A 22,292-nucleotide genomic window follows, 5' to 3' on the forward strand; every position below is an offset into this window, starting at 1 on the left:
GACTGACATCCATTATTAGAAAAGGCTTTTTTACAAAAGTCTTTTCTTATTTTTGGGCATTTATATTTAATACATGAATCAATCTTTCCCAAAAAGAGAAAAACTTAAGAGCGCCCAATTAATTGGGAAATTGTTTGCGGAAGGAAATTCGGTGTCCAAATATCCATTACGCCTTGTTTTCATGGAAATTGAAAGCGAAGAAAAAATTATGACGGCGGTTTCCGTTTCCAAAAGGTCCTTTAAAAAAGCGGTGGATAGAAATAGAATTAAACGCCTCATGCGGGAAGCCTATCGTCTAAATAAAAACTTGTTTTTTGATTGTGTCCCTGACAATAAATCATACGCCTTTATGTTTCTCTACACGGGAAAAGAAATGCCGTCATTTGAAAAGTTGCAAACTTCCGTAAAAAGGATTCATCAGAAATTTGAAGAATCTATTTTGAAATAAATCAATAGATTCTCATAACAATTCAAATGACTCTAACAAGGCTTAATCATGAGTGAAAATGATGAATGTTGTTAAGAGCCGACCTATTTAAAAAGTATTAAAAATCAAGGAAGCGGCGTTGGCCTAAAGATAAAAAGCTGTTTGAGCGTAGCGAGTTCTTTTTATCTGTGGGGGATGTTTCCGTAGATTTTTTCATACTTTTTAAATCAGTCTTGACTTTTTTGTTTCGTTTTTGTGTCAAGACAAAAATGAAAGGATTTTTGATTCTTTTAAAATCGCACATATTTTTACATATTCTATTGCGGAACATCTGAAACCCAAATCATTTATCCTCACAAAAGAAGATTGAATTTTAACTTAAATGAGTCCAGTTTCAGTAGAGAAAAATCAACTTGCTAAATAATTCTGAATCCAGTAACTTGTACGCACGAAATCAGCCCCATACAATTTAAAAGATAACTTGAAGGCCTTATGAAGAAGAAAATAATAATTCCAGCACTTGCCATTATCGTTCTATTTGTTGGCACCAGTTTTAAAAACGATTTCTTTGAAATCGCTAAACAAGTAGAGATATTCACCACACTTTTTAAAGAACTTAACATGAATTATGTGGATGAAACCAATCCCGCAGAATTGATGGATACGGCAATTAAAAGCATGCTAGAAGATTTAGATCCTTACACCAACTTTATGAACGAACAGGATGTGGAAGGTTTTAAAATAAGCAATGCCGGTGAATATTCGGGAATAGGCGCTGTTGTAAGAAGCTACGATGACAAATTACTTATTATTGAACCTTATGAAGGCTATCCTGCGGACAAAGCCGGACTTAAAGCCGGGGATGAAATAATAAAAATTGGAGATATAAACGTTTCTGATTTTAAAGAGGATGCTACCGAACTTTTAAAAGGAGCTAAAAGAAGCGATGTTGAAATAACTTTTAAAAGGCAAGGGAAAACTATGACAACATCGGTTTCGAGGGAAGAAATTGAAATTGATGCAGTTCCTTACTTTAACATGATTGACCCTGAAACCGGCTATATCGTGCTCTCTAAATTTAACAGCAAGGCTTCTAAACAAACGGAAGATGCTTTGCAGGAGTTAAAAAATAATGGTGCCAAAAAAATTGTGTTGGATTTAAGAGGGAATCCCGGCGGCCTATTAACGGAAGCCATAAACGTTTGCAATCTCTTTGTGCCAAAAAAGGAACTTATTGTAAGTACGAAATCCAAAGTAAAAAAATTCAATCAAGAATATTATACAAGAAAAAATCCGGTGGACACCGAAATACCGCTAGTGGTTTTAATTAACGGCCGAAGTGCTTCAGCAAGTGAAATTGTAAGTGGCGCTTTACAGGATCTCGACCGCGCGGTTGTGGTGGGTGCTCGAAGTTTTGGTAAGGGTTTAGTACAGCGTCCCATTAAACTTAACTACGGAACACAACTGAAGGTTACCATTTCAAGATATTACACACCAAGCGGACGTTGCATCCAATCTATGGATTATTGGAATAGGGACGAAGACGGAAAAGCGGTTGTAAACAAAAATTTTAACGAGTTTACCACCCGAAACGGGCGAAAAGTTTATGACGGGGGCGGCGTAAAACCAGATGTAGAAGTTAGCAAGCTCAAAGACAACAGTCTTACGAAAGCTTTACAAATGAACAATGTTCTTTTTGATTATGCTACGGAATATTACTACAAGCACCCTATAAATGACATGTCTCAATTTAATTTCACATCAAGCGACTACCAAGACTTTAAAAACTACGTGAAAGAAAGTGGCTTTACCTACGAAACTAAAACGGAACAGGCCTTAAAAAAGGTGATGAAAAGTGAAGAGATAGACGAATTTGGGGAATCTGTGAAAAAAGATTACGAAAAATTGTTAACGGATATTAACCAAAGTAAACTCGCCTCATTAGATGCTTATCAACAAAGCATTATGAAAAACATCGAAGACGAGTTGATTGTGCGTTACTTTTACAGAGACGGACTTTACGATTACTATTTACAAAATGATGATGCTATTAAAACGGCTAGCGAGATTTTAAATAATCCATCAAAGTATTCGAGTATTTTAAAGTAGTGCTTTGCTTTACTAAAAGTTTCCTTTCAATTAAAATGAGAATCGTATTTTAGCTCCATGATATTAGTCACAGGGGGAACAGGTCTTATTGGCGCTCATTTGCTGCTACATTTGGCAAAAGAAGAGCGTGCGATGAAAGCAACATATCGAACTCAAGATAAAATTGCTTTGGTCAAAGATTTTTTTTCTTCGGAAGGATACTCTCACTATTTTCAAAATATTGAATGGCAAGAAGCCGATGTTACCAATATCCCTGCTTTGGAAAAGGTATTTGAGGGCGTTACCCATGTTTATCATTGCGCCGGTTTGATATCTTTCGACCCATCTGATTATAAAATTCTGAGGCAAACCAATATCGAAGGTACCGCGAACATTGTTAATCTCTGCATTACGCATAAAATTAAAAAACTATGCCATTTAAGTTCCATCGCCACCTTAGGAACCAAACCCACTAATGAGGATATCGATGAAACGGTTTATTGGAACCCTGAGGCTGAAAATAATGTTTACGCCATCACCAAATACGGTGCAGAAATGGAAGTATGGCGTGGCACTCAAGAAGGAGTCGATGCCGTAATTTTAAATCCCGGAGTGGTTTTTGGGGAAGGCTTTAACGACGCACCAAGCAATGCGTTCTTTTCAAAAATAAAAAACGGACTATCGTTTTATCCAACTGGCGGAACAGCTTTTGTAGATGTTAAAGATGTAGTGAAAGCAATGGTAAATGCCATGAATTTACCCGTTACCAACGAGCGATTTATAATAGTAGGCGAAAACAAAACCTATCAATCTGTTTTAGAAGGCATTGCAGACGCTTTAAATACAAAAAAGCCAACTAAAAAGCTTCCTGCTTGGCAATTGTCCATTCTCTGGCGGTTGGATTGGTTTTTGGCTTTGTTTCCGGGAAGAAAAAGAAAGCTTACCAAAACCGCTGCCAACTCCTTAACTTCCCAAACCTTTTACAGTCACAATAAAGCGAAAGACACGTTAGGAATAACTTTCACTAAAATAGAAGATACCATTAAACGGATTGTCGCTAAAAATTCTTAATAGACTTCCCTGCTACTTTTCAATTTTACTTGGCGCCGTTTCCTTTTCCTCCCGTTGTTTTTGCAGTTTTACGTCTAAGGTATCTTTAAGTTTTTGCAAACGTTTTTCAACCTCTTCAAACATTTCCAATTGAATTGCCGGGTTAGACGTGTAATAAATACTGCTTTTGGATAATTGAGTACTGTCTATATTGTATTTTTCAAACAAAAATTCTTGAGGGTCAATTTCGTATTCCTCCAACTTATTAATAGCAGTTGCCTTCGTGGCATTCAACATAGAAATATCGTAATAAATATCGACCATGGTTTTCTTCGGAATTAAATTTTCCGGTTTTTCCACAATGTCTTCATTGCAGGAGAATACAACCAATACAACAGTCAGTAATAATAAAACCTGCCTCATAATTTATCTATTGAAAGTAAGTCGTTTTGCGTTTTTCTTTTCAGAAATTATACCATTCTCATACGCTAAATGGCCATTTACAAAAGTGTGGGTGACTTTAGACGAAAAGGTTGATCCTTCGAAAGGTGACCATCCGCAATGGTAAACAATATTCTTTTTATCCACCGTCCAAGTATGTTCTAAATCTACCAGCACTAAATCTGCAAAATAACCTTCCCGTATAAATCCTCTCTTTTCAATATCAAAAAGGATTGCTGGGTTATGACACATCTTCTGAATTAGTTTTTCAAGTGAAATAACACCCTGTTTTTGTTTTTCCAACAGAGCCGCCAAAGTATGCTGTACCAGCGGTCCGCCAGAAGGCGCCTTGGTATAAACGTTTTGTTTTTCATCCCAAGTGTGTGGTGCGTGGTCTGTAGCCAAAACATCAATTCGGTCGTCTAGCAGTGCTTCCCAAAGACCTTCGCGGTCCTCTGCTGTTTTTACCGCTGGGTTCCATTTTATAAGCGTTCCTTTGGTTTTGTAGTCTTCATCTGAAAACCAAAGGTGGTGTGTACAAACTTCCGAAGTAATTCTTTTTTGTTCAAGCGGAATATCATTCCTAAACGAATGGGTTTCCTTGGCAGTAGAAAGGTGAAACACATGCAAACGTGCATTGGTTTTTTTTGCCAGTTCTATAGCCTTGGAGGAAGATAGATAGCACGCTTCTTCACTTCTAATAATTGGGTGATATGCAATGGGAATATCATCCCCAAATTGCGCCTTATACTTTTCAAAGTTGTTTTTAATGGTCGTTTCATCTTCGCAATGAGCAGAAATAACCAGTTCGGTATTGGAAAATATTTCTTCTATTACCTTTTCATCATCCACCAGCATATTTCCTGTAGAAGAACCCAAAAACAATTTTACCCCCGCACATGCTTTTTTATCCAGCCTTTTTAGCTCCTCGATATTATCATTTGTCCCACCAAAATTAAAAGAGTAATTAGCAAATGCGGTCTGCCGCGCCATCTCCATTTTCTCTTCCAGTTTCTCAACAGTAACGGTTTGGGGAATGGTATTTGGTTGTTCAATAAATGAAGTAACCCCACCGACAACGGCTGCTCTACTTTCCGTAGCAATGGCTCCTTTATGTGTAAGACCCGGCTCCCTAAAATGAACTTGATCGTCTATAATTCCTGGCATCAAAAGCTTGCCTTTGGCGTCAATTACGGTAGCGTTTGCCTCGGAAAGGTCTTTCCCAATTTTTTTTATCAGTTCGCCTTCAATCAACACATCACCTTCGAAGGTTTGAAATTCATTGACAATAGTTGCATTTTTTATAATCGTTCTTTCCATTCGTAACTGTTTTTCTAATTTTTTAAGCTTTGCTAAACAAACTCTCCCACTTCAGTTTTATCACCCCAAAAATTGCTTCATTTATAATTCTACCATTCATTTTGGATTTTCCTAGTGTTCGGTCTTTAAAAATAATGGGGACTTCTATAATTTTGAATTTTTTTAAATGAGCTTTAAACTTCATTTCTATCTGAAAAGCGTACCCTATAAATTTGATGGAATCTAAATCGATGCTTTCTATAACCGCTCTTCGATAACACATAAAACCAGCAGTCGGATCGTGAATTTTCATTCCTGTTATCAGCTTTACATATACCGAAGCTCCATAAGAAAGCAAAATTCTTTGTAAAGGCCAATTAACTACATTTACTCCTTTTACATATCTTGATCCAACGGCTACACTAGCATCTTCGTTGACACAAGCGTTATAAAGCCGAATGAGATCCCTTGGATTGTGGGAAAAATCTGCATCCATTTCAAAGACAAAATCGTAATCATGTTTCAACGCCCATTTAAAACCATGGATATAGGCAGTACCCAATCCTGATTTTTCTTTTCTTACTTCCAAGTGCAACCTTTCAGGGTACTGTTCTTTTAAAGAAACGACCTTCTGTGCGGTTCCGTCTGGAGAATTATCATCTACAATGAGTACGTGAAAGGTTTTATTAAGTTCAAACACCGCGGAAATTATAGCCTCGATATTTTCAATCTCATTGTAAGTAGGGATAATTACTAAGCTGTCTGATTGCATGCGGATTGTCTTGAAATGACAAAAATAACATTAAATAAAAAGTATTTACGTTATCTTCTGGTTTTTTAGATAGTTTTTAAGGAATTTTGCCGTGTAGAATTTATGTATTTTTACTTAGCAGCACTTAAACTATGATTAACAAGGCCTATTCCCAAAAATTAATTCTGATATTTTTGCTCGCAACCATTGTAATAAACTTAATACAAAGCGCGTATACAGGATTAATATTTGATGAAGCCTATTACAATTATTTTGCTGAAAACCTCAATTGGGGCTACTTCGATCACCCTCCCATGGTTGCTTTAATGGTGAAAATAGGAATCACTTTTTTTAATGGCGAATTGGGTGTCCGCTTTATGGCTCCCATACTCTACGCTTTAAATATGTGGCTGCTGTGGCAACTCATAGATCACGACAAAAAATATAAATATACTTGGCTATTTATTGCCTTTGTAAGCAGCATAGGGCTTTTGGTAGCCTACGGTTTTATGATGGTCCCAGACACACCATTGGTTACCTTTAGTCTGCTATTTTTATGGGCTTACAAACGTTTTTTAGATAAGAAAGATTGGCTTTCCGTTTTTCTACTCGGGTTTAGCATGGCAGCTGTTATGTACAGTAAATATCACGGAATTTTATTAATCGGTTTTGTTGTTCTTTCTAATCTACCACTTTTGAAAAATGGTAAGTTTTGGCTCGCTTCCGTTTTCGGACTATTATTGTATATCCCACATTTATGGTGGTTATCCACTGTAGATTTTGTTCCATTGGAATATCACCTCTTTGAACGCTCAAACGACTCGTATAAAATAAAATTCACAACACATTATTTACTTAATTGTATAGCCGTTGCCGGACTTGCATTTCCATTAATGTATTATGCTTTTTTTAAGGTGTCTTCCAAGAGCAAATTCGATAAGGCCTTAAAATACTTAGGTGTTGGTGTTTTTCTATTTTTTCTGTACTATAGTTTTACTAGAAAAACTCAAGCGCAATGGGTCATTTTGATGGCAATCCCGCTCACCCTTTTCTCCTTACGGTATGCTTACGAAAATAAAAAGTATCGAACATGGCTTTTCGGCATAAGTATTTTCTCCGTGATATTAATTCTTTTTTTAAGGGTTGCACTCATTTATCAACCCATTTCACCTTTAAAATATGAAGCCTATGGAAACAAAAAATGGGTTAAAGAACTGCAGGCACAAGTTGGAGACGTTCCTGTTGTTTTTCATAACTCGTATCGGGACGCATCCATGTATCATTTCTATTCCGGAGGGGCAACGGTTTTTTCGATAAATGACCTTCACGATAGACAGAATCAATTCTCATTGGATAATTCTGAATTTAAGGTTAGGGGGAAAAAAGTAGCTTATTTTACTGCCGATGAAAATTATATGACCGAATATAATTTCTCAGTGATTCAAGAGTTTCGGACTCGTAAACTAAAGGGGATTTACATAGACTCATTGGTCACCTATAAACGGATGAAAATAGAAATTGACCCTGAAAACTTTAAAAATTCTATTCCAGCTAAGTTTGCCGCGCGTTTAAAAAACCCATATTCCGAAAGGATTGTTTTAGATTCACTTAACTTTGGAGCACTTTTATATGATGAGGACCGACAACATTTGAAAAAATTCCCATTAATTGTAGAAAGTAAATCAGTGAATATTGAACCAAACGAAACGGTTACGCTTAACGTAAAAATACCCGATACCGTTATCATTCCTGATGCTACTTATTTTAGAATGGGAATTATTAATAATGGCACATATCCCGGTTTTCAAGGCGAAAAAATTAAATTGAAATAAAGGTGAACGAAGTTTTAAGAAATACTAATTTTCAAACCATTGAAACACTTTTGTTACTCGCTTCTTTGGTGAGTTTGACCGCTGCAAAATTGGTGAACGAACAAAAATTCAATGCCTTTATTTCCCTTTTCGTAAACTACAAGTACTTAAAAATCTATAGTAAAGAGCCTAATCAGGCGACCAGTGTATTTAATTTTTTCCTATTTCTGCCGCAGTTGATTGTATTTTCCTTGGTTGTTTGGATTACTTTGGAATATTTTAAACTGCCTCATGACATTGAACTTTACTTAATTCTTCCTTTCCTGTTCCTCTTCATCCTTTTCAAGTTTTATTTGGAAAAAATAATCGCCACTATTTTTGATATAAATGGGTTTGCTGAAAGCTTCCACTTTCATAAAGTTACCTACCGTAACTTAGCTGCTATAATTTTACTTCCTTTTATTAGTTTATTCATTTACAGTAATTTAAGCCATAAAATTATATTTTATCTATTAATTTTCACATTTGCTTCATTAAATCTTATTGCGATGATCCTAACATTAAGGAATCATCAAAAATTAATAGGAAAATATTTATTTTATTTTATTTTGTATCTTTGCGCGCTAGAAATAGCCCCTTATTTGATAGTAATAAAATTTTATTTTATTGATAAGGTTTCAAACTAACGGATATTTATGAAAGTTAAGACAATCTTAGTTTCACAGCCTGAACCAAAGGTGGAAAATTCTCCTTATTTGAGGTTGGTTGAAAAGCAAAAAATAAAGGTGGATTTTAGACCTTTTATTCATGTTGAAGGAGTAAATGCAAGAGATGTAAGACAGCAAAAAGTTGACTTAACACAATTTACAGCGATCATTCTTACGAGTAGGAATGCTGTGGATCATTTCTTTAGAATTGCTGAAGAAATGCGCTTTAAAGTTCCAGACTCAATGAAGTATTTCTGCCAATCGGAAGCTGTAGCTTATTATTTGCAAAAATATGTGGTGTACAGAAAGCGAAAAATCTATGTTGGTAAAAGAACCTTCCAAGAATTGGCTCCTCTTATTAAAAAATACAAAGACGAGAAGTTTTTATTACCTTCTTCAGATGTTTTAAAACCACTTATCCCTGAAACATTGAACGATCTTAAAGTGGACTGGAAGCGTGCTATTTTGTACAAAACGGTAATTAGTGACCTTTCTGACCTTAGGGATGTTTATTATGATATTTTGGTGTTCTTTAGCCCTTCTGGAATCGAATCTTTATTGAAGAATTTCCCAGACTTTGAGCAAAATGACACTCGTATTGCTGTATTTGGTAATACCACAGTTAAAGCGGCTACGGAAGCTGGTCTTCGAATTGATATTGAAGCACCAACTCCAGAAACTCCTTCCATGACGATGGCTTTAGAAAAGTACATTGCACAGGTGAACAAGAAATAAAAATTTCAAATAGAATTAAAAAGCCTCTGGAAGTCCAGAGGCTTTTCTTTTTACTAACTATTTGTAAACTCGGGAAACTTCACCCTCCCTTATCTTAATTCACACTAAAGGCCCGCCTTCTTTCGTCTCTTCACTGGCATAGGAATCAAACTTTTTAAAGTTTTCCTTGAAAGCATCGGCAAGTTTATGAGCCTGCTTGTAGTAGGCTTCATCGTTATTCCAAGTCATTCTGGAATTTAGTATTTCTTCTGGAACCCCTGGGCATTTTCTAGGTTGTGCCAATCCGAAAACCGAATGCACATGATAGTTTTTATGGTTCACCTCTCCCAGTTCGTCATTCATCGCGGCAGAAATCATTGCTCGTGTGTATTTTAACGCCATGCGCTTTCCAACACCGTAAGGACCACCAGTCCATCCCGTATTAACCAACCAAACATTCACTTTGGTATCCTTCATTTTTTGACTAAGCATTTCTGCGTATTTCGTTGGGTGCAATGGCATAAATGGAGCTCCAAAACAAGCTGAGAAAGAAGGTATGGGCTCATCTACACCAGCCTCTGTTCCCGCAACCTTTGCTGTATACCCAGAAATAAAATGATATGCAGCCTGCCCCGGAGTCAACTTAGATACTGGAGGCAAAACACCAAAGGCGTCTGCTGTTAAAAAGAATATATTTTTTGGCGTATATCCTATGGAAGGCTGTTGAATGTTTTTAATGTGATAAATAGGATAACTCACTCTTGTGTTTTGAGTAATCGAAATATCACTGAAATCTACATTTCCTTTGTCATCAAGCACTACGTTTTCCAACAAGGCACCTTCTTTAATAGCACCAAATATATCTGGCTCATTCTCCTTAGAAAGATTAATCACTTTAGCGTAACATCCACCTTCAAAATTAAAAACTGTGTCCTCTTTTGTCCAGCCATGCTCGTCATCTCCAATCAGTTTGCGGTTAGGATCTGCAGACAACGTGGTTTTCCCAGTCCCAGATAATCCGAAGAAAATAGAGGTATCATCTTTCTCTCCAACATTTGCGCTACAATGCATAGGTAAAGTATTGGCATACACCGGCAAAAGAAAGTTTAAAGCAGAAAAAATCCCCTTTTTAATCTCTCCTGTGTAACCCGTTCCTCCAATGAGAACAATTTTCTTGCTGAAATTTAAAATGGCAAAATTATGCTGCCGTGTACCATCAACCGATGGATCTGCTTTAAACCCCGGCGCGTTCAACACCAACCAATCTTCCTCGAAGTTCTGTAAAGCATCTTCCGATGGGCGTAGGAACATATTATAAGCAAATAAATTACTCCACGGATATTCATTAACAACACGGATGTTTAGCTTATAATTTTTATCCGCACACGCGTAACAATCCCTTACATACAATTCCTTTTCGGATAAGTAATCTACCATTTTGTCGTAAAGACCATCAAACTTGTCTTCTGCGAAAGGCAAATTGATATCCCCCCACCAAACTTTATCTTTGGTTATTTCGTCCTTTACAATAAAACGGTCTTTGGGAGATCTTCCTGTAAATTCACCTGTATTTATGGCCAAAGCACCTGAGGTGGTTTCTTTTCCCATATTTTTTTCAATGGTAATTTTGTGTAATTCCTCAGGATTTAGTTGATAATTAACCTTTGCTTTCGTTATTCCATATTTTTTTAACGAAATCGTTTGCGTAACAAGTGTTTTATCCATCATGTTTTTGCTGAGTTGATGTTATTAATTACTGCAAATGTAATAAAATTATGCTACTACAACGTTTGAGTTTCGTTTTTTTAAACTGAAATTGAATAAATTACAAATTACTATTCACCAGGATACCTTTTCGGTTTGAATAACCTTTTTTAACTAAAAAACCCTCAAAAAATCTTGAGGGTTCTTCATGATATGCTGTAGATGTTAATTTCTCAGTAACTTAAATTCTGATCTTCTATTAAGTTCTTTTTCCGACTTATCACAAGGTTCTTCACTGAAGCATTCTGCCAACTGTGCCTCTCCTTTTCCTATTCCTTTTACCCTGTTTTCTTCCACCCCTTGGGAAATTAGGTATTTCACCGTGGCATTCGCACGCCGCTGTGAAAGGCCAAGGTTGTAATTTTCGTCTCCTATGCTATCGGTAAAAGATGCAATCTCTAAGTTGTACTTCGGATTTTCAATTAGAAATTGAGCGACTTTGTTCAATTCTTCTTTAGCACTGCTTTTTATATATGACTTATCAAAAGCAAAGTATATTTCATTAAAGGTAATGTGCTCGTGCAAATCTTCTAATTCCAATGTAAAAGAATATTGCTCTTCTTCTTCAACCTTAATGGTTTCTTCAATAGACACATACCCATCTTTTTCTAAACTTACGCTGACTTTTTCACCACACGGGAAATAATTGCTCAACACGTAATCCCCTTCGCTATTGGTAAGCTGAGTTTGCTGCGTTCCATCTTCAAAAGTGAATGTTACTTCAACATCGGAAATAGCTTCACCTTCCTTATTTTTTATGTTTCCACTGATGGAATTAAGACAATTTTTGCTGAAAGCGTAAATATCGTCACTTCCTTTACCTCCATCTCTGTTGGAAGCAAAATAACCTACGGTATCTTTTGGAAAGGTGGTTATACTGAAATCATCTTGAGGGGAATTGATTCCGAATCCAAGGTTTTTAACACTTAACACGTTAAAGCTTTCATCCAAATCTGCCACAAAAAGGTCTAAACCGCCCAACCCAGGATGTCCATCACTGGAAAAATATAATTTTCCTTCAGACAAATAAGGGAAAGTTTCACGGGACTCGGTATTAATTTTGTCTCCCAAACTTACTGGATTAGAAAAAGCACCGTCGGAATTTATGGAAACCATGTATAAATCAGATTTGCCTTTACCTCCTGGCATATCGGAAGCAAAAACCATTGTCTCTCCATCCTTACTAAACGCTGGGTGCGCGATGGAATATTCTAAATCACCAAAAGGCAACTTATTTATACTTTCCCAAACACCTTCTTCATTTAGTTCAGCTTCATAAATTTGAAGACTATTCACTTCTTCTTTACCTCTTAATAACTTTTTATTATCCGCATTATTTCTGGTAAAGTAAATTTTGTTGCCGTTTTGAAGAAAAATAGCCGTCGACTCGTTATATCTTGAATTTATTTTTTTAGAAAGCTTATTTACTTTGTTCTCTCCTTTTAGATTAACCTCGTAAATGTCTGTAAACCTCTTCTGATTCCAACTTTGCATGTTTTTGGCTAAAAAACCGGTATCCCTTGCTGAAGTAAAGTAAACCTTAGCATTACTAATAACCGGAGAAAAATCAGAATAAGGAGAATTAAATATAACGGGAGAAACTTCTAATTTAACGGAATCCCTATAAATATCTTCCAGATAATTTGGATTGTCGCGAAATAAAGCCGCCCTGTTGTCTTGAGGAAACACACTTGCCAGCTTTTCGAGAACACTATTCGCTCTAGTATAGTCCCCTCTAGCCTTTAACGATTGAGCATACCTGTAATAATCGTCTGCTGTTAAACTCGCATCAGAATCCATTAATTTCCCGTACCAATCAACAGCTTTTTCGGGTTCTGCCGTAAAGTAGTAGGCGTTCCCTAATTTCTCGTAAAGTTCTGCAGATTGGTAACCATTATCTGCGATTCCTTCGTACATATTAATGGCTTTAACATAATCAAACTTATTGTAAGCACGGTTTGCGCGCTTTAATTTTTTATCCTGTGCAATCGAGAGTGAAATGAAACTCAATGAGAATAGTACCAAGCAGAAAGCTCTGGCACCCGATTTTTTTTGCAGGGAAATATTTTGGAGCATTTTCTTTTCAATAATTATATGAAATCTAAACTTCTATAATTCAATTTTTTTTAAGCAGGCTATGGGGAACCTAATTCATTCATAAACCTTTACGGTCTATTTTGAGAATTTATCGTATAAATGTTTAACAAAATTTTAAGAATTCGTAAAATTATAGATGTACCGTAGTTTAACATAGTTGAAATGCAATTTTAATTCTCATCTAAACATATTCAATTGCTTAACCAAAACAATTCTTATGGAAAAAAAGATTCGTTTTACCTATAAAAATTTAGCTTTGCAGTTTTCCAAAACACATCAATTTTAAATAAGTACATCGGTATGGGAATGTTTGTTATCAGCAAACGAAAAAACGGGCATTTTAAATTTGTATTTACCTCCCGAAAAGGGAAAACCATTTTTACAAGTATTGGTTGTCAGCAAAAATCAGATTGCAAAGTAATTATAAACGCTATCAGACAACAGCCCGAAATGTTTACTTTTACTAGAAAAAGCACGCCTTCTGGGAAGCATTTTTTTAGATTGTCTAAAGGAGGTTTGGTACTCGCCACAAGCCGTAAATACTCCACCCCGAGAATGCTTGAAAAAGGTATTGATGAAATTGTAAAATATGTGGCTGCTGCGGAAACCCTTGATTTTTCTGAAAATGAAGATGTTTTTGCCGAAGAAGAAGCTTCAGAATCTTTATAAAGAACTCTTTTCTACCTCCCTCCAAATCCCTAAATACAATGTAAAAATTAAGTGAATATGACTTCAGAAAAATAAATAATTGACGAATACGTTTTAAAGTTATATTTGCCCACTTTTTAATTGGATGGCAATGGACGAGTTATTCGATCAATTGGATTTTGTTGAAAATCCACTTTACGAAACTATAATCAACGATTTACTGGAGCAACAATACAGTGTAGTTGATGCTTTTTTTTCTTCGGAAGAAGTAGAGCGATTACGAAATTCTTTACTGGAAAAGTACGAAGAAGACCGTTTCAAAAAAGCAGCCATCGGAAACAAATTCGAAGAACAAATTGAACGTTCTATCCGAGGGGATTTTGTTTTATGGATGGACGAACAATCCACCAATCCTGCCGAGCAACTGTTCTTTTCTAAAATCAATCATTTGGTGCATTACCTAAATAAAACTTGTTTTTTGGGAATTTTACACAAAGAGTTTCATTACGCTTTGTACCCAAAAGGGACTTTTTACAAAAGGCATTTAGACACTTTTCAAAACGACGATCGAAGGAAGCTTTCTTTTGTTTGTTATCTAAATGACACCAATTGGAAAAATGAAAACGGCGGTGAATTGACTATTTACCAACAAAAAAATGGTGTTGAAGAAGTTAAAAGTCTTTATCCGCTTCCCGGCCGTGTGGTAATTTTTGAAAGTCAAGTGCTAGAACATGAGGTTAAACCTGTTTTGGCATCCGAAAGGTTGAGCATTACAGGTTGGCTGAAAACAAGGTAAGTTCTTGTTAGCTCTTGGGCGTTAGGTTTTGGGTGGTGAAATTTTCACAGTGGCCAGTGGTCAGTTTGCAGAAATTTTCAGTAACCAAATAGACTGCCAACTGCCCACTTTGTCCATTTACGCCGAATCCAATTAAGAAATAACTATAAACAAAACAAGCCATTCGCGAACACTAAATGTCGTGTTTGACTATTTCTGCGTCAAATTAGTTCTTCACGAACTTAGTTCCACTCATTGTCCCATCTTGTTGAACAGTAACAATGTACATTCCCGCTGGAAGTCTAGAAACATCAATCATTTTATTGAAACCGTTTCCGCTGTTAACCAATGTTCCCGCAGAATTGTAAATTTGATATGCATCGTTTGTGGCTGTAAGTCCATTAATCTTGATAGAATTTACAGTAGGATTTGGATACACATTAATTCTTCTAATATCCTCCTTTGCTTCCAACAATTCGCTAGCGTCCATAGCTGCCAATCTATCCAAAGAGCTTTTCTTGCTTTCCGCTTTTGTAAACCCTCTTACTGAAATGTTATCCAAATAAACACTTGTTGTATGATTTAATATTTGCGTTTCTACTTTTACTTTGGTGTTGCTAGAAAATTTTAATTCTTTGTTGGTGAAAGCCAATGTAGCTTGATAGAAATAACCATCTTCAATATCTTGATTGATGATATAGCTTTCAACCGCATCCCAACCATTTCCATTATTAATAGAAACTACGATTTTGTCATTGTTTTTATCTGAAGTCGCTAATACATGAAAATCGATTATTATTCTTTCAAAAGGAAGTAAATTCATACTTGGAGAAACAATCGATGCATTTCCAGTTTCACGGCTGCTTGCTGCAATGCTATTATCCAAGCTGTATTTTCCTTTGCTTGCTCCCCAAATTCCAGCAGCACTCCAGTTACCGATCCCATTTTCAAAATCGTTGGCTACTAAAACTTCTGAAAGGTTTTCTTCGGATAAAGTTTTTACTTGAAATGTATTTTTTTCTGAAGTATTCCCAGCCGCATCAACCGCTTCTACTTCTAAAGTGTACAATGTATTTGATTGTAATGAAGTTACTTCAACCGAAGTACCAGCAACGCTATTCAATTTAATTCCGTCGAGATAAACATTGTATAAAGTTGTTGCCACATTGTCTTTGGCAGCATCCCAACTTAACTGAAAAGAAGATTGTGTAATTGCACTAGCTTCAATTTTTTCAACCATATTTGGAGCTTCAACATCAACAAACTTAGTTTTGAAGTTTTTCACCTCACTGTAGTCAGATTCTGCCAATGCAGAACACAAAGTTCTTACTTTCCACTCATAAACGGTATTTTGCGATAATTCGTTTAATTCAGTAGTGTTTTCAGAAGTTAAAACCGTATTCCAGTTGTTTTCTGCAGATTTATTGTTGCTTTGTGCTCTATACGCAACTTCGTAAATAGCATCCTGTACAAAATCCCATCCTAAAGTAGCCTCGTTTTCACCAGCTTCTGTAGCAATTAAATTCTTTGGTGTATCAAGCACACAATCGCTTCCTTTTACACCTGTAACAATCAATGAAAAATCTTGAGCGGCCGTTGCCAAGTTTCCTTTGTGAGTAACAGTGATTTTATAAGTTCCAGTCGCATTCGGAATTTCAATTTTTTCAAAAGGATCTACATTGTTCACTCCTTTTTTAGCACCAGCATTTACATCGCTTACCGATAATTTCCAAGGATAAAACACCCCGTCTTCTCCTTCTTTGGTAATTACGATATCTAAATCGTTTACCAAAACAGCCGTAGCATCATTAAGGTTTCCTTCATTTTTATTTGGGTTGGCTAAATCAGTCCAAGAAATGGAAGCCATTAAGGTTTGTCCTTTTTCCACTTCTACTTCCATAGAGAAAGTGTTTCCATTTTGAAGGGATTCTTCAATAATTTCCGACTCAAAACCGGCATTGGAAATAGTTTCAGCAGCTTTTTTAGTATTGATGATTCCCCATCCAAATCGATAATCTGGACCTGGAAAATCTCCAGCTTCATCAGCGGTATGTAAAGCTAAACCTTTCAAAGTAGCCGCTTTCATAAAAGTATTGTGTGTTTCTTTATAGTATTGCTGAAGTAACAAAAGTGACCCCGTTACACCAGGAGCTGCCATAGATGTTCCAGACTGTGCAATGTAACTTGCATTGCTATCGTCGTAAGCAGAATATACATCTACACCTTCTCCAGTAATATCTGGCTTAATTCTACCGTCATCCGTAGGACCAAAGTTGCTAAAAGAAGCTATATCTGCATTTAACAGATTCTCATTTTCATCTAAAACCACATTATCGGCGGCCGCAACTGTCAATCCGTTTTTGGCAACTGCATAACCCAATAAAAGGTCGTACGCATCTGCAGCTGTTCCTACGTTAGGCGCTTCGTTGTATTGATATTGTTGTGTGTTTCCCGCGGCAGTTACCATTAAATAGTAAGGCGCATTGTACATAATTTCGTCCCATTCCTGTGCTTGGTAAATGTAAGCTCCAAAGTACCAATCTGGAATTGTTCTACCGCTAATTCCGTAAGAGTGGTTGGAAAGTAACATTCCGTTAGCAGCTGCTTCAGCCACCTCCGCTTCGTCGTTAGACCAATCAAAAGTAACTCCTTCTGCATTGTAAGCCACACCCTTTGCTTTTGCATCTACTCCAGAAGCTATAATCGTTCCCAAAACGTGGGTTGCGTGACCGCTTGTTCTTTTAGAATCGTCTCCAGATTTTATTCTTCCTGAAAATTCTTGGTGAGATAGCAAAGCATTTCCACTGTCCCAAACACCAACATACATTCCTAAACCATCTACATCCAATTGCAAATCACCTGTACGGTATAGAGAATTGGACCTAGATGTATATACTACATTGTCGTTGAACGTGGTAAAGTATATTGGGGCACCATCTGGTCCAATTTTCTCTAATTCCATATATCCTCCATTAGGAAGTTTTTTAGATACTTCCCATCCTTTTGAAAGCGCTATTTGTTGCGCCTCCTTTTTTTGAAGTACGGCTTTGGATTTTAATTTTTTTGAAATCGACAATAAAGCATTGCTATGATGCCCTTCAATCTCTTGCACCTTTTGAAAGGTGTGCTGAGCTGTTACAAACTGACTATTGAAAAACAAGATTGCTGTAAGAATAGCAAAAAGAAAATTCTGAGGTTGTAAAATCGTTTTCATAGTATCTGTGATTTGGTGATACTAAAGTAGGAGAATCACCAAGCTTACTCGATAAAATGCACGATTTATTCGATGAAATGCAATGTGGTTTTCGATGAAATGCTTAAAATCAGTAAATTTGTACGTATTGGATTACTTTTAATGTACGATTTATTTGTAGTAAAAAGTGCATTTCATCGATGTTTTTTGTTTTTAAAAGATTTTTTAGCCTGTAAACTCACCAAATATTGCCTCAGAACCATAAATCCTTATATTACTTCGCACTAAAAATTAGATAGACAGGAAAATGATCGCTATAACCACCTAAATATTTTTTTCCAACATAGGTTCTAAAAGGAAACCCTTCATATTTTTTGTCCCATTCTTCCAAAAATCGCTCGTCTAAAATATCCGCTTTCTTAAATCTTAATTTACCTTCGGAAACATCGAAAAAATTGGTTGAAATAATAATTTGGTCAAAGAGGTTCCAAGCCGCTTTATGGGTTAGACTGCCTCGCTCGGTAGGATTTAAAAGTGTTAACATCGGATTATAAAGTCTGTCCTTCACCAAATAATCTTTAATACTCGTAGAATTAGGATCATCGTTGAAGTCGCCCATTATTATAAATTTAGGGCTTGCATGTTTTAAGCGAATTTCATCAATATGCTCATGAATCAGTTTGGCCGCCGCAATTCTTTTATGGGCCGTTTCACCAGCACCTTGCCTTCGAGACGGCCAATGATTTACAAAGACATGGATTTCCTCCCCACCCATTTCTGCCCGCACATACAAAATATCCCTTGTGAAATCACGTATATTTGGTTGGTTATACACCAATAATGTTATGGGTTTGGCCTCTAGCACCTCAACCAGATCGGAGCAATAAAGTAAAGCAGTATCTATTCCTCGTTCATCCGGTGAATTAAAATGAACATATTTATAGTTGTATTTTTTTAAGTCAGCCGATGCCACAAGGTCGTTAAGAACTGCTTTGTTCTCTACTTCTGCTACGCCTATAAAGGCTGGCGGATGAGCAGCATCCTTTTCACCAATTTGGGAAATCGCCATTCCCAATTTATGGATTTTGTTTTCGTACCGCTCACGAGTCCACATCAACCGACCTTCAGCAGTAAAATCATCATCCAAAATGTTGGGATCATTTACAGTGTCAAATAAATTCTCCAAATTATAAAAGGCAACGGTATATGCGTTTCGCTGGTTCATGCTAAATATTAAATTGACTATTGATAGTCATCAAAATTACTAAAAGCGAATTTAAACTTACTTTAACCTTAAAATGATTAAGCCAAAGAAAATGAGGTAGGTTAGTTTACAACGAAAAAATCAATTGCGTACCTTTGTGCTTTACATTTAATTCTATGCTAGAAAAGAAAACATTAGATTTTGAAAAAGCGGTGCTTATCGGTATTATTAACCAGGAGCAAGATGAAGAAAAGTCGAAGGAATACCTAGACGAATTGGAGTTTTTGGCATATACCGCCGGTGGCGAAGTTAAAGCAAGGTTTACACAAAAAATAGATACCCCTAATCCCAAAACCTTTATCGGTAGCGGTAAGATGGAGGAGATTCGTGAATTTGTTAATGAAAATGACATCGGTACGGTTATTTTTGATGATGAGCTAACACCAGCTCAGCAAAAGAACATTGAAAAACTCTTAAAGGCCAAAATCCTTGATAGGACAAGTCTTATTTTAGACATTTTTGCCCAGCGTGCGCAAACAAGTTATGCGAGAACACAGGTGGAATTGGCGCAATATCAATATCTATTACCACGATTGGCAGGGTTATGGACTCACTTAGAGCGTCAAAGAGGGGGTATTGGAATGCGTGGTCCGGGTGAAACAGAGATTGAAACGGATAGACGTATAGTTCGTGACCGAATTTCCTTACTGAAGAAAAAGTTGGAGAAAATTGACAAGCAAATGGAAACGCAGCGTGGAAATCGTGGTGCGTTGGTGCGCGTTGCTTTAATTGGATACACCAATGTGGGGAAGTCTACTTTAATGAACGTGATTAGCAAAAGTGATGTGTTTGCTGAAAATAAACTTTTTGCTACTTTGGACACTACAGTGCGCAAGGTAGTTATTGGTAATCTTCCCTTTTTATTGAGTGATACGGTTGGTTTTATACGTAAACTCCCAACGCAATTGGTAGAATCTTTTAAAAGTACTTTAGATGAAGTTCGAGAAGCCGATTTGCTGCTTCACGTGGTTGATATTTCGCATCCTAATTTTGAAGAACACATTGCTTCGGTAAATCAGATTTTGGAGGATATCAAGAGCTTAGAGAAACCAACCATAATGGTTTTTAATAAAATTGATAATTACGAGCACGAAACCATTGATGAAGACGATTTGGTAACCGAAAAAACGACCAAACACTTTACTTTGGAAGAATGGAAGCAAACTTGGATGAACCGCGCCGGTGAAGATGTACTCTTTATTTCTGCTTTAAACAAAGAAAATCTGGATGAATTCAGGAAGAAAGTTTATGAAGAAGTAAGGAAAATTCATATTACCAGGTTCCCTTATAACAACTTCCTTTATCCCGAATACGAAGAAGGACTTTAGTTAAAATAAAACCCCAAAGACTTTAGAAATCTTTGGGGTTTTATGATTTAGTTTTATTCGTTTTTAGAATCCAAAATTAACGCCTAATCCAAATACCTCACGCAACTGCAACGCTGTAACTGCGTTATCATCATATACCAATTGCAGGGTGAAATTAGTAGAAAGGTACTCGTTAATTTTCATTACCGCATTTAGGGTGTAGTCAAAATCTACATTTTGTGGATCTTCAAGATAATTTGAATACAAATTCAAAGTGTTTTCAATGGTTACGTTTTCCATTGCTTTGAACTTGTAATATCCAGACGCATAAAAACCTAACTCATAACGAAACGTTTCTCCTGGATCTATTCCGTATGCCTGCTTTGTGTTTAAAGGATTGTTGTGTCTAATAAACGGATTTCCATCTCCATCAGCATCGCTTTCATCATAGATATAAACATCGTCACTGATGAAAGTCATTTTTGAAGTAGCTGGCGCGATATTAAATTTAAGGTTTTCACTTTTCTTCCATTCCATACCTGGACCGAATGTTAGGTAAGCAGGGTTAAAAAGTCCAGAAGTATTAAAATCACCATCTGGATCATTGTCGTAATCATATCCATCGGTAAATTGAGTCCTTAAGTTCAGAAAGAAAGAATAGTTCCAATTTCCAAAAGCTTCTTTGCCAACTAGGGAGTTATATTCAAAACGGTCATCGGTTTTACGTAATCCTTGATCATCGTTACTATTTATACCGTAAGAGGCGATTACTTTATTGTCCCAGGACCATTCACCTCTTAAATAATTAAAGTCGTAATTTATTCCCGCTGTAGCCGAGATGTTATTTTGTCCCCCAGCAACCCAGTTGCTAAAAGCTGATTGATTTAATAGAAAAGTGAATGTTCCCCCTTTAGTCCACCCTTGTGTTTGTTCTTCTTCCCCGTCTGCATCCTGCGCGTACGTAAAAGATACTCCCAATAAAAGCGCTCCTAGCACCATTAATTTTTTCATTGATTTCAATTTTAAGTTTACTAGATTTTTAAAATTCGTGCAATATTAATACTTATTGTAGATATTTTAGGGGAATATGTTATTTATTTTCTCTTATATAGAGGAACAGATGAACAGGCCTCGCCGTACATAATACTTTTGGCAACCGGAAATAGTTTCTGAACTAGCATGATATACGCATTTTCTGGAACCGGCTTCTTAGAGCACCCTTTTACTATTATCGGTTGATCTTTAAACTCAGACACATCCAAATTTGCAATAACTTCTTGATAAATGGCCGTTTCCAATTGCTCTAACGAGCCCACAAAAACCTTTTTGGCAAAAGGGGATAAATAAGTGGTTAGCAACATATATGCCCAACCAGGGATAATAGCATCCGTAGAACAAGTTAATGCTACGTAATTGTCTTTATACTGGGACCAATCATGGTTTTTTGCCTGTTCCCGAAAATCTTTTTCCTTCAGAAGAAAACCTTCCAAAAGCCAATCGGAAATATCGAAAAGTACACGCTGACCGACTGGGTAGTAATCTTCCAAATTAAAAGTTACTAATTTGCTCTGCGCAACTCTATTTATTATTTCTTCTTGCATAATTAAGGTGAAATATTTGTATCTAGGCTTATAAAAGCCCTAACTCCAATTTTGCTTCTTCGCTCATCAAATCTTGACTCCAAGGCGGATCGAAAGTAATTTCCACCTCTGCATCTTTCACTTCTTCAATAGTCTTTATTTTTTCTTCAACCTCTACTGGAAGTGTTTCAGCCACAGGACAGTTTGGGGTGGTTAAAGTCATTAAAATCTTTACTTCATGGTCTTCATTTACAAAAACATCATAAATAAGACCCAATTCGTAAATGTCCACGGGAATCTCGGGATCGTAAATGGTTTTTAAAACCTTTACAATCTTTTCACCTAAAGCTGTTGTATCTATAGTTTCACTCATTAC

General features: G+C 36.4%; 19 protein-coding genes. 9 read left to right on the plus strand and 10 right to left on the minus strand.

Annotation, left to right across the window (positions count from 1 at the left end; all coding sequences use genetic code 11):
* Nucleotides 1-73 precede the first annotated feature (73 nt).
* The 3 genes from rnpA to NDQ75_RS04100 all read left to right on the plus strand — a co-directional run bounded on the left by rnpA (nucleotide 74) and on the right by NDQ75_RS04100 (nucleotide 3,586).
* Nucleotides 74-448: a ribonuclease P protein component gene (rnpA, locus tag NDQ75_RS04090; RefSeq protein WP_202028099.1), complete on the plus strand. Its 375-nt coding sequence runs from the start codon at nucleotides 74-76 to the stop codon at nucleotides 446-448.
* A gap of 471 nt (nucleotides 449-919) precedes the next feature.
* Nucleotides 920-2,536 carry a S41 family peptidase gene (locus tag NDQ75_RS04095; RefSeq protein WP_202028100.1) on the plus strand — a complete coding sequence of 539 codons (1,617 nt, stop codon included), beginning with the start codon at nucleotides 920-922 and terminating at the stop codon, nucleotides 2,534-2,536.
* A 57-nt stretch (nucleotides 2,537-2,593) separates the two neighbouring features.
* On the plus strand, nucleotides 2,594-3,586 hold the full coding sequence (locus NDQ75_RS04100; RefSeq protein ID WP_202028101.1) for an NAD-dependent epimerase/dehydratase family protein: 993 nt from the start codon (nucleotides 2,594-2,596) through the stop codon (nucleotides 3,584-3,586).
* 12 nt (nucleotides 3,587-3,598) lie between these two features.
* Here NDQ75_RS04100 and NDQ75_RS04105 read toward each other — a convergent pair whose 3' ends face one another.
* From NDQ75_RS04105 to NDQ75_RS04115, 3 genes are read right to left on the minus strand one after another with little or no spacing between them, the layout of a single operon-like run.
* On the minus strand, nucleotides 3,599-3,988 hold the full coding sequence (locus NDQ75_RS04105) for a DUF4296 domain-containing protein (RefSeq protein WP_202028102.1): 390 nt from the start codon (nucleotides 3,986-3,988) through the stop codon (nucleotides 3,599-3,601).
* Nucleotides 3,989-3,991: 3 nt separating this feature from the next.
* Nucleotides 3,992-5,326 (minus strand): dihydroorotase, encoded by a 1,335-nt coding sequence (locus NDQ75_RS04110; RefSeq protein ID WP_202028103.1) that lies wholly within the window; start codon nucleotides 5,324-5,326, stop codon nucleotides 3,992-3,994.
* A gap of 22 nt (nucleotides 5,327-5,348) precedes the next feature.
* The gene (locus NDQ75_RS04115; RefSeq protein ID WP_202028104.1) at nucleotides 5,349-6,077 is read right to left on the minus strand and encodes a polyprenol monophosphomannose synthase; all 729 of its coding nucleotides are present in this window, start codon (nucleotides 6,075-6,077) and stop codon (nucleotides 5,349-5,351) included.
* Between the two features lie 131 nt (nucleotides 6,078-6,208).
* On the opposite strand from NDQ75_RS04115, the gene NDQ75_RS04120 reads away from it, so the two are divergent.
* From NDQ75_RS04120 to NDQ75_RS04130, 3 genes are read left to right on the plus strand one after another with little or no spacing between them, the layout of a single operon-like run.
* Entirely contained in the window at nucleotides 6,209-7,888 is a 1,680-nt protein-coding gene (locus tag NDQ75_RS04120; RefSeq protein WP_202028105.1) for an ArnT family glycosyltransferase, read from the plus strand.
* 2 nt (nucleotides 7,889-7,890) lie between these two features.
* Nucleotides 7,891-8,553: a DUF4271 domain-containing protein gene (locus tag NDQ75_RS04125; protein WP_202028106.1), complete on the plus strand. Its 663-nt coding sequence runs from the start codon at nucleotides 7,891-7,893 to the stop codon at nucleotides 8,551-8,553.
* A gap of 9 nt (nucleotides 8,554-8,562) precedes the next feature.
* Complete coding sequence (locus NDQ75_RS04130) at nucleotides 8,563-9,309, plus strand: uroporphyrinogen-III synthase (RefSeq protein WP_202028107.1); 747 nt, start codon at nucleotides 8,563-8,565, stop codon at nucleotides 9,307-9,309.
* A 99-nt stretch (nucleotides 9,310-9,408) separates the two neighbouring features.
* Here the strand turns inward: NDQ75_RS04130 and pckA are convergent, their stop codons facing one another.
* Nucleotides 9,409-11,016, minus strand: coding sequence for a phosphoenolpyruvate carboxykinase (ATP) (gene pckA / locus NDQ75_RS04135; RefSeq protein ID WP_202028109.1), 1,608 nt, complete (start codon nucleotides 11,014-11,016; stop codon nucleotides 9,409-9,411).
* A 201-nt stretch (nucleotides 11,017-11,217) separates the two neighbouring features.
* Complete coding sequence (locus tag NDQ75_RS04140) at nucleotides 11,218-13,128, minus strand: OmpA family protein (RefSeq protein WP_202028111.1); 1,911 nt, start codon at nucleotides 13,126-13,128, stop codon at nucleotides 11,218-11,220.
* Nucleotides 13,129-13,449: 321 nt separating this feature from the next.
* Here NDQ75_RS04140 and NDQ75_RS04145 point away from each other — a divergent pair, with 321 nt between their 5' ends.
* Nucleotides 13,450-13,818, plus strand: coding sequence for a YegP family protein (locus NDQ75_RS04145; protein WP_202028112.1), 369 nt, complete (start codon nucleotides 13,450-13,452; stop codon nucleotides 13,816-13,818).
* A gap of 130 nt (nucleotides 13,819-13,948) precedes the next feature.
* Nucleotides 13,949-14,593, plus strand: a complete 645-nt coding sequence (locus NDQ75_RS04150) for a 2OG-Fe(II) oxygenase (RefSeq protein ID WP_202028115.1) — start codon at nucleotides 13,949-13,951, stop codon at nucleotides 14,591-14,593.
* Nucleotides 14,594-14,798: 205 nt separating this feature from the next.
* Here NDQ75_RS04150 and NDQ75_RS04155 read toward each other — a convergent pair whose 3' ends face one another.
* A complete protein-coding gene (locus NDQ75_RS04155) occupies nucleotides 14,799-17,786 on the minus strand; it encodes a S8 family serine peptidase (RefSeq protein WP_202028117.1) in 2,988 nt (995 codons plus the stop codon).
* A 253-nt stretch (nucleotides 17,787-18,039) separates the two neighbouring features.
* Nucleotides 18,040-18,990 carry an endonuclease/exonuclease/phosphatase family protein gene (locus NDQ75_RS04160; RefSeq protein WP_202028118.1) on the minus strand — a complete coding sequence of 317 codons (951 nt, stop codon included), beginning with the start codon at nucleotides 18,988-18,990 and terminating at the stop codon, nucleotides 18,040-18,042.
* 155 nt (nucleotides 18,991-19,145) lie between these two features.
* Between NDQ75_RS04160 and hflX the strand changes: the two genes are divergently transcribed.
* Nucleotides 19,146-20,357, plus strand: coding sequence for a GTPase HflX (gene hflX, locus NDQ75_RS04165; protein WP_202028120.1), 1,212 nt, complete (start codon nucleotides 19,146-19,148; stop codon nucleotides 20,355-20,357).
* Between the two features lie 63 nt (nucleotides 20,358-20,420).
* Here the strand turns inward: hflX and NDQ75_RS04170 are convergent, their stop codons facing one another.
* The 3 genes from NDQ75_RS04170 to NDQ75_RS04180 form a co-directional block, all read right to left on the minus strand.
* The gene (locus NDQ75_RS04170; RefSeq protein WP_202028122.1) at nucleotides 20,421-21,347 is read right to left on the minus strand and encodes a DUF3078 domain-containing protein; all 927 of its coding nucleotides are present in this window, start codon (nucleotides 21,345-21,347) and stop codon (nucleotides 20,421-20,423) included.
* An 83-nt stretch (nucleotides 21,348-21,430) separates the two neighbouring features.
* Entirely contained in the window at nucleotides 21,431-21,937 is a 507-nt protein-coding gene (locus NDQ75_RS04175) for a DUF2480 family protein (protein ID WP_202028124.1), read from the minus strand.
* Between the two features lie 28 nt (nucleotides 21,938-21,965).
* The gene (locus NDQ75_RS04180; RefSeq protein WP_202028125.1) at nucleotides 21,966-22,289 is read right to left on the minus strand and encodes an SUF system Fe-S cluster assembly protein; all 324 of its coding nucleotides are present in this window, start codon (nucleotides 22,287-22,289) and stop codon (nucleotides 21,966-21,968) included.
* Nucleotides 22,290-22,292 lie beyond the last annotated feature (3 nt).

Source organism: Galbibacter mesophilus (genome assembly GCF_023721415.1).
GTDB lineage: Bacteria > Bacteroidota > Bacteroidia > Flavobacteriales > Flavobacteriaceae > Galbibacter > Galbibacter mesophilus.

What these genes read in the sequence shown, in the direction of transcription:
- rnpA (WP_202028099.1), top strand. Translation starts at nt 74, where the DNA reads ATGAATCAATCTTTCCCAAAAAGAGAAAAACTTAAGAGCGCCCAATTA.
- NDQ75_RS04095 (WP_202028100.1), top strand. Translation starts at nt 920, where the DNA reads ATGAAGAAGAAAATAATAATTCCAGCACTTGCCATTATCGTTCTATTT.
- NDQ75_RS04100 (WP_202028101.1), top strand. Translation starts at nt 2,594, where the DNA reads ATGATATTAGTCACAGGGGGAACAGGTCTTATTGGCGCTCATTTGCTG.
- NDQ75_RS04105 (WP_202028102.1), bottom strand. Translation starts at nt 3,988, where the DNA reads ATGAGGCAGGTTTTATTATTACTGACTGTTGTATTGGTTGTATTCTCC.
- NDQ75_RS04110 (WP_202028103.1), bottom strand. Translation starts at nt 5,326, where the DNA reads ATGGAAAGAACGATTATAAAAAATGCAACTATTGTCAATGAATTTCAA.
- NDQ75_RS04115 (WP_202028104.1), bottom strand. Translation starts at nt 6,077, where the DNA reads ATGCAATCAGACAGCTTAGTAATTATCCCTACTTACAATGAGATTGAA.
- NDQ75_RS04120 (WP_202028105.1), top strand. Translation starts at nt 6,209, where the DNA reads ATGATTAACAAGGCCTATTCCCAAAAATTAATTCTGATATTTTTGCTC.
- NDQ75_RS04130 (WP_202028107.1), top strand. Translation starts at nt 8,563, where the DNA reads ATGAAAGTTAAGACAATCTTAGTTTCACAGCCTGAACCAAAGGTGGAA.
- pckA (WP_202028109.1), bottom strand. Translation starts at nt 11,016, where the DNA reads ATGATGGATAAAACACTTGTTACGCAAACGATTTCGTTAAAAAAATAT.
- NDQ75_RS04140 (WP_202028111.1), bottom strand. Translation starts at nt 13,128, where the DNA reads ATGCTCCAAAATATTTCCCTGCAAAAAAAATCGGGTGCCAGAGCTTTC.
- NDQ75_RS04145 (WP_202028112.1), top strand. Translation starts at nt 13,450, where the DNA reads ATGGGAATGTTTGTTATCAGCAAACGAAAAAACGGGCATTTTAAATTT.
- NDQ75_RS04150 (WP_202028115.1), top strand. Translation starts at nt 13,949, where the DNA reads ATGGACGAGTTATTCGATCAATTGGATTTTGTTGAAAATCCACTTTAC.
- NDQ75_RS04155 (WP_202028117.1), bottom strand. Translation starts at nt 17,786, where the DNA reads ATGAAAACGATTTTACAACCTCAGAATTTTCTTTTTGCTATTCTTACA.
- NDQ75_RS04160 (WP_202028118.1), bottom strand. Translation starts at nt 18,990, where the DNA reads ATGAACCAGCGAAACGCATATACCGTTGCCTTTTATAATTTGGAGAAT.
- hflX (WP_202028120.1), top strand. Translation starts at nt 19,146, where the DNA reads ATGCTAGAAAAGAAAACATTAGATTTTGAAAAAGCGGTGCTTATCGGT.
- NDQ75_RS04170 (WP_202028122.1), bottom strand. Translation starts at nt 21,347, where the DNA reads ATGAAAAAATTAATGGTGCTAGGAGCGCTTTTATTGGGAGTATCTTTT.
- NDQ75_RS04175 (WP_202028124.1), bottom strand. Translation starts at nt 21,937, where the DNA reads ATGCAAGAAGAAATAATAAATAGAGTTGCGCAGAGCAAATTAGTAACT.
- NDQ75_RS04180 (WP_202028125.1), bottom strand. Translation starts at nt 22,289, where the DNA reads ATGAGTGAAACTATAGATACAACAGCTTTAGGTGAAAAGATTGTAAAG.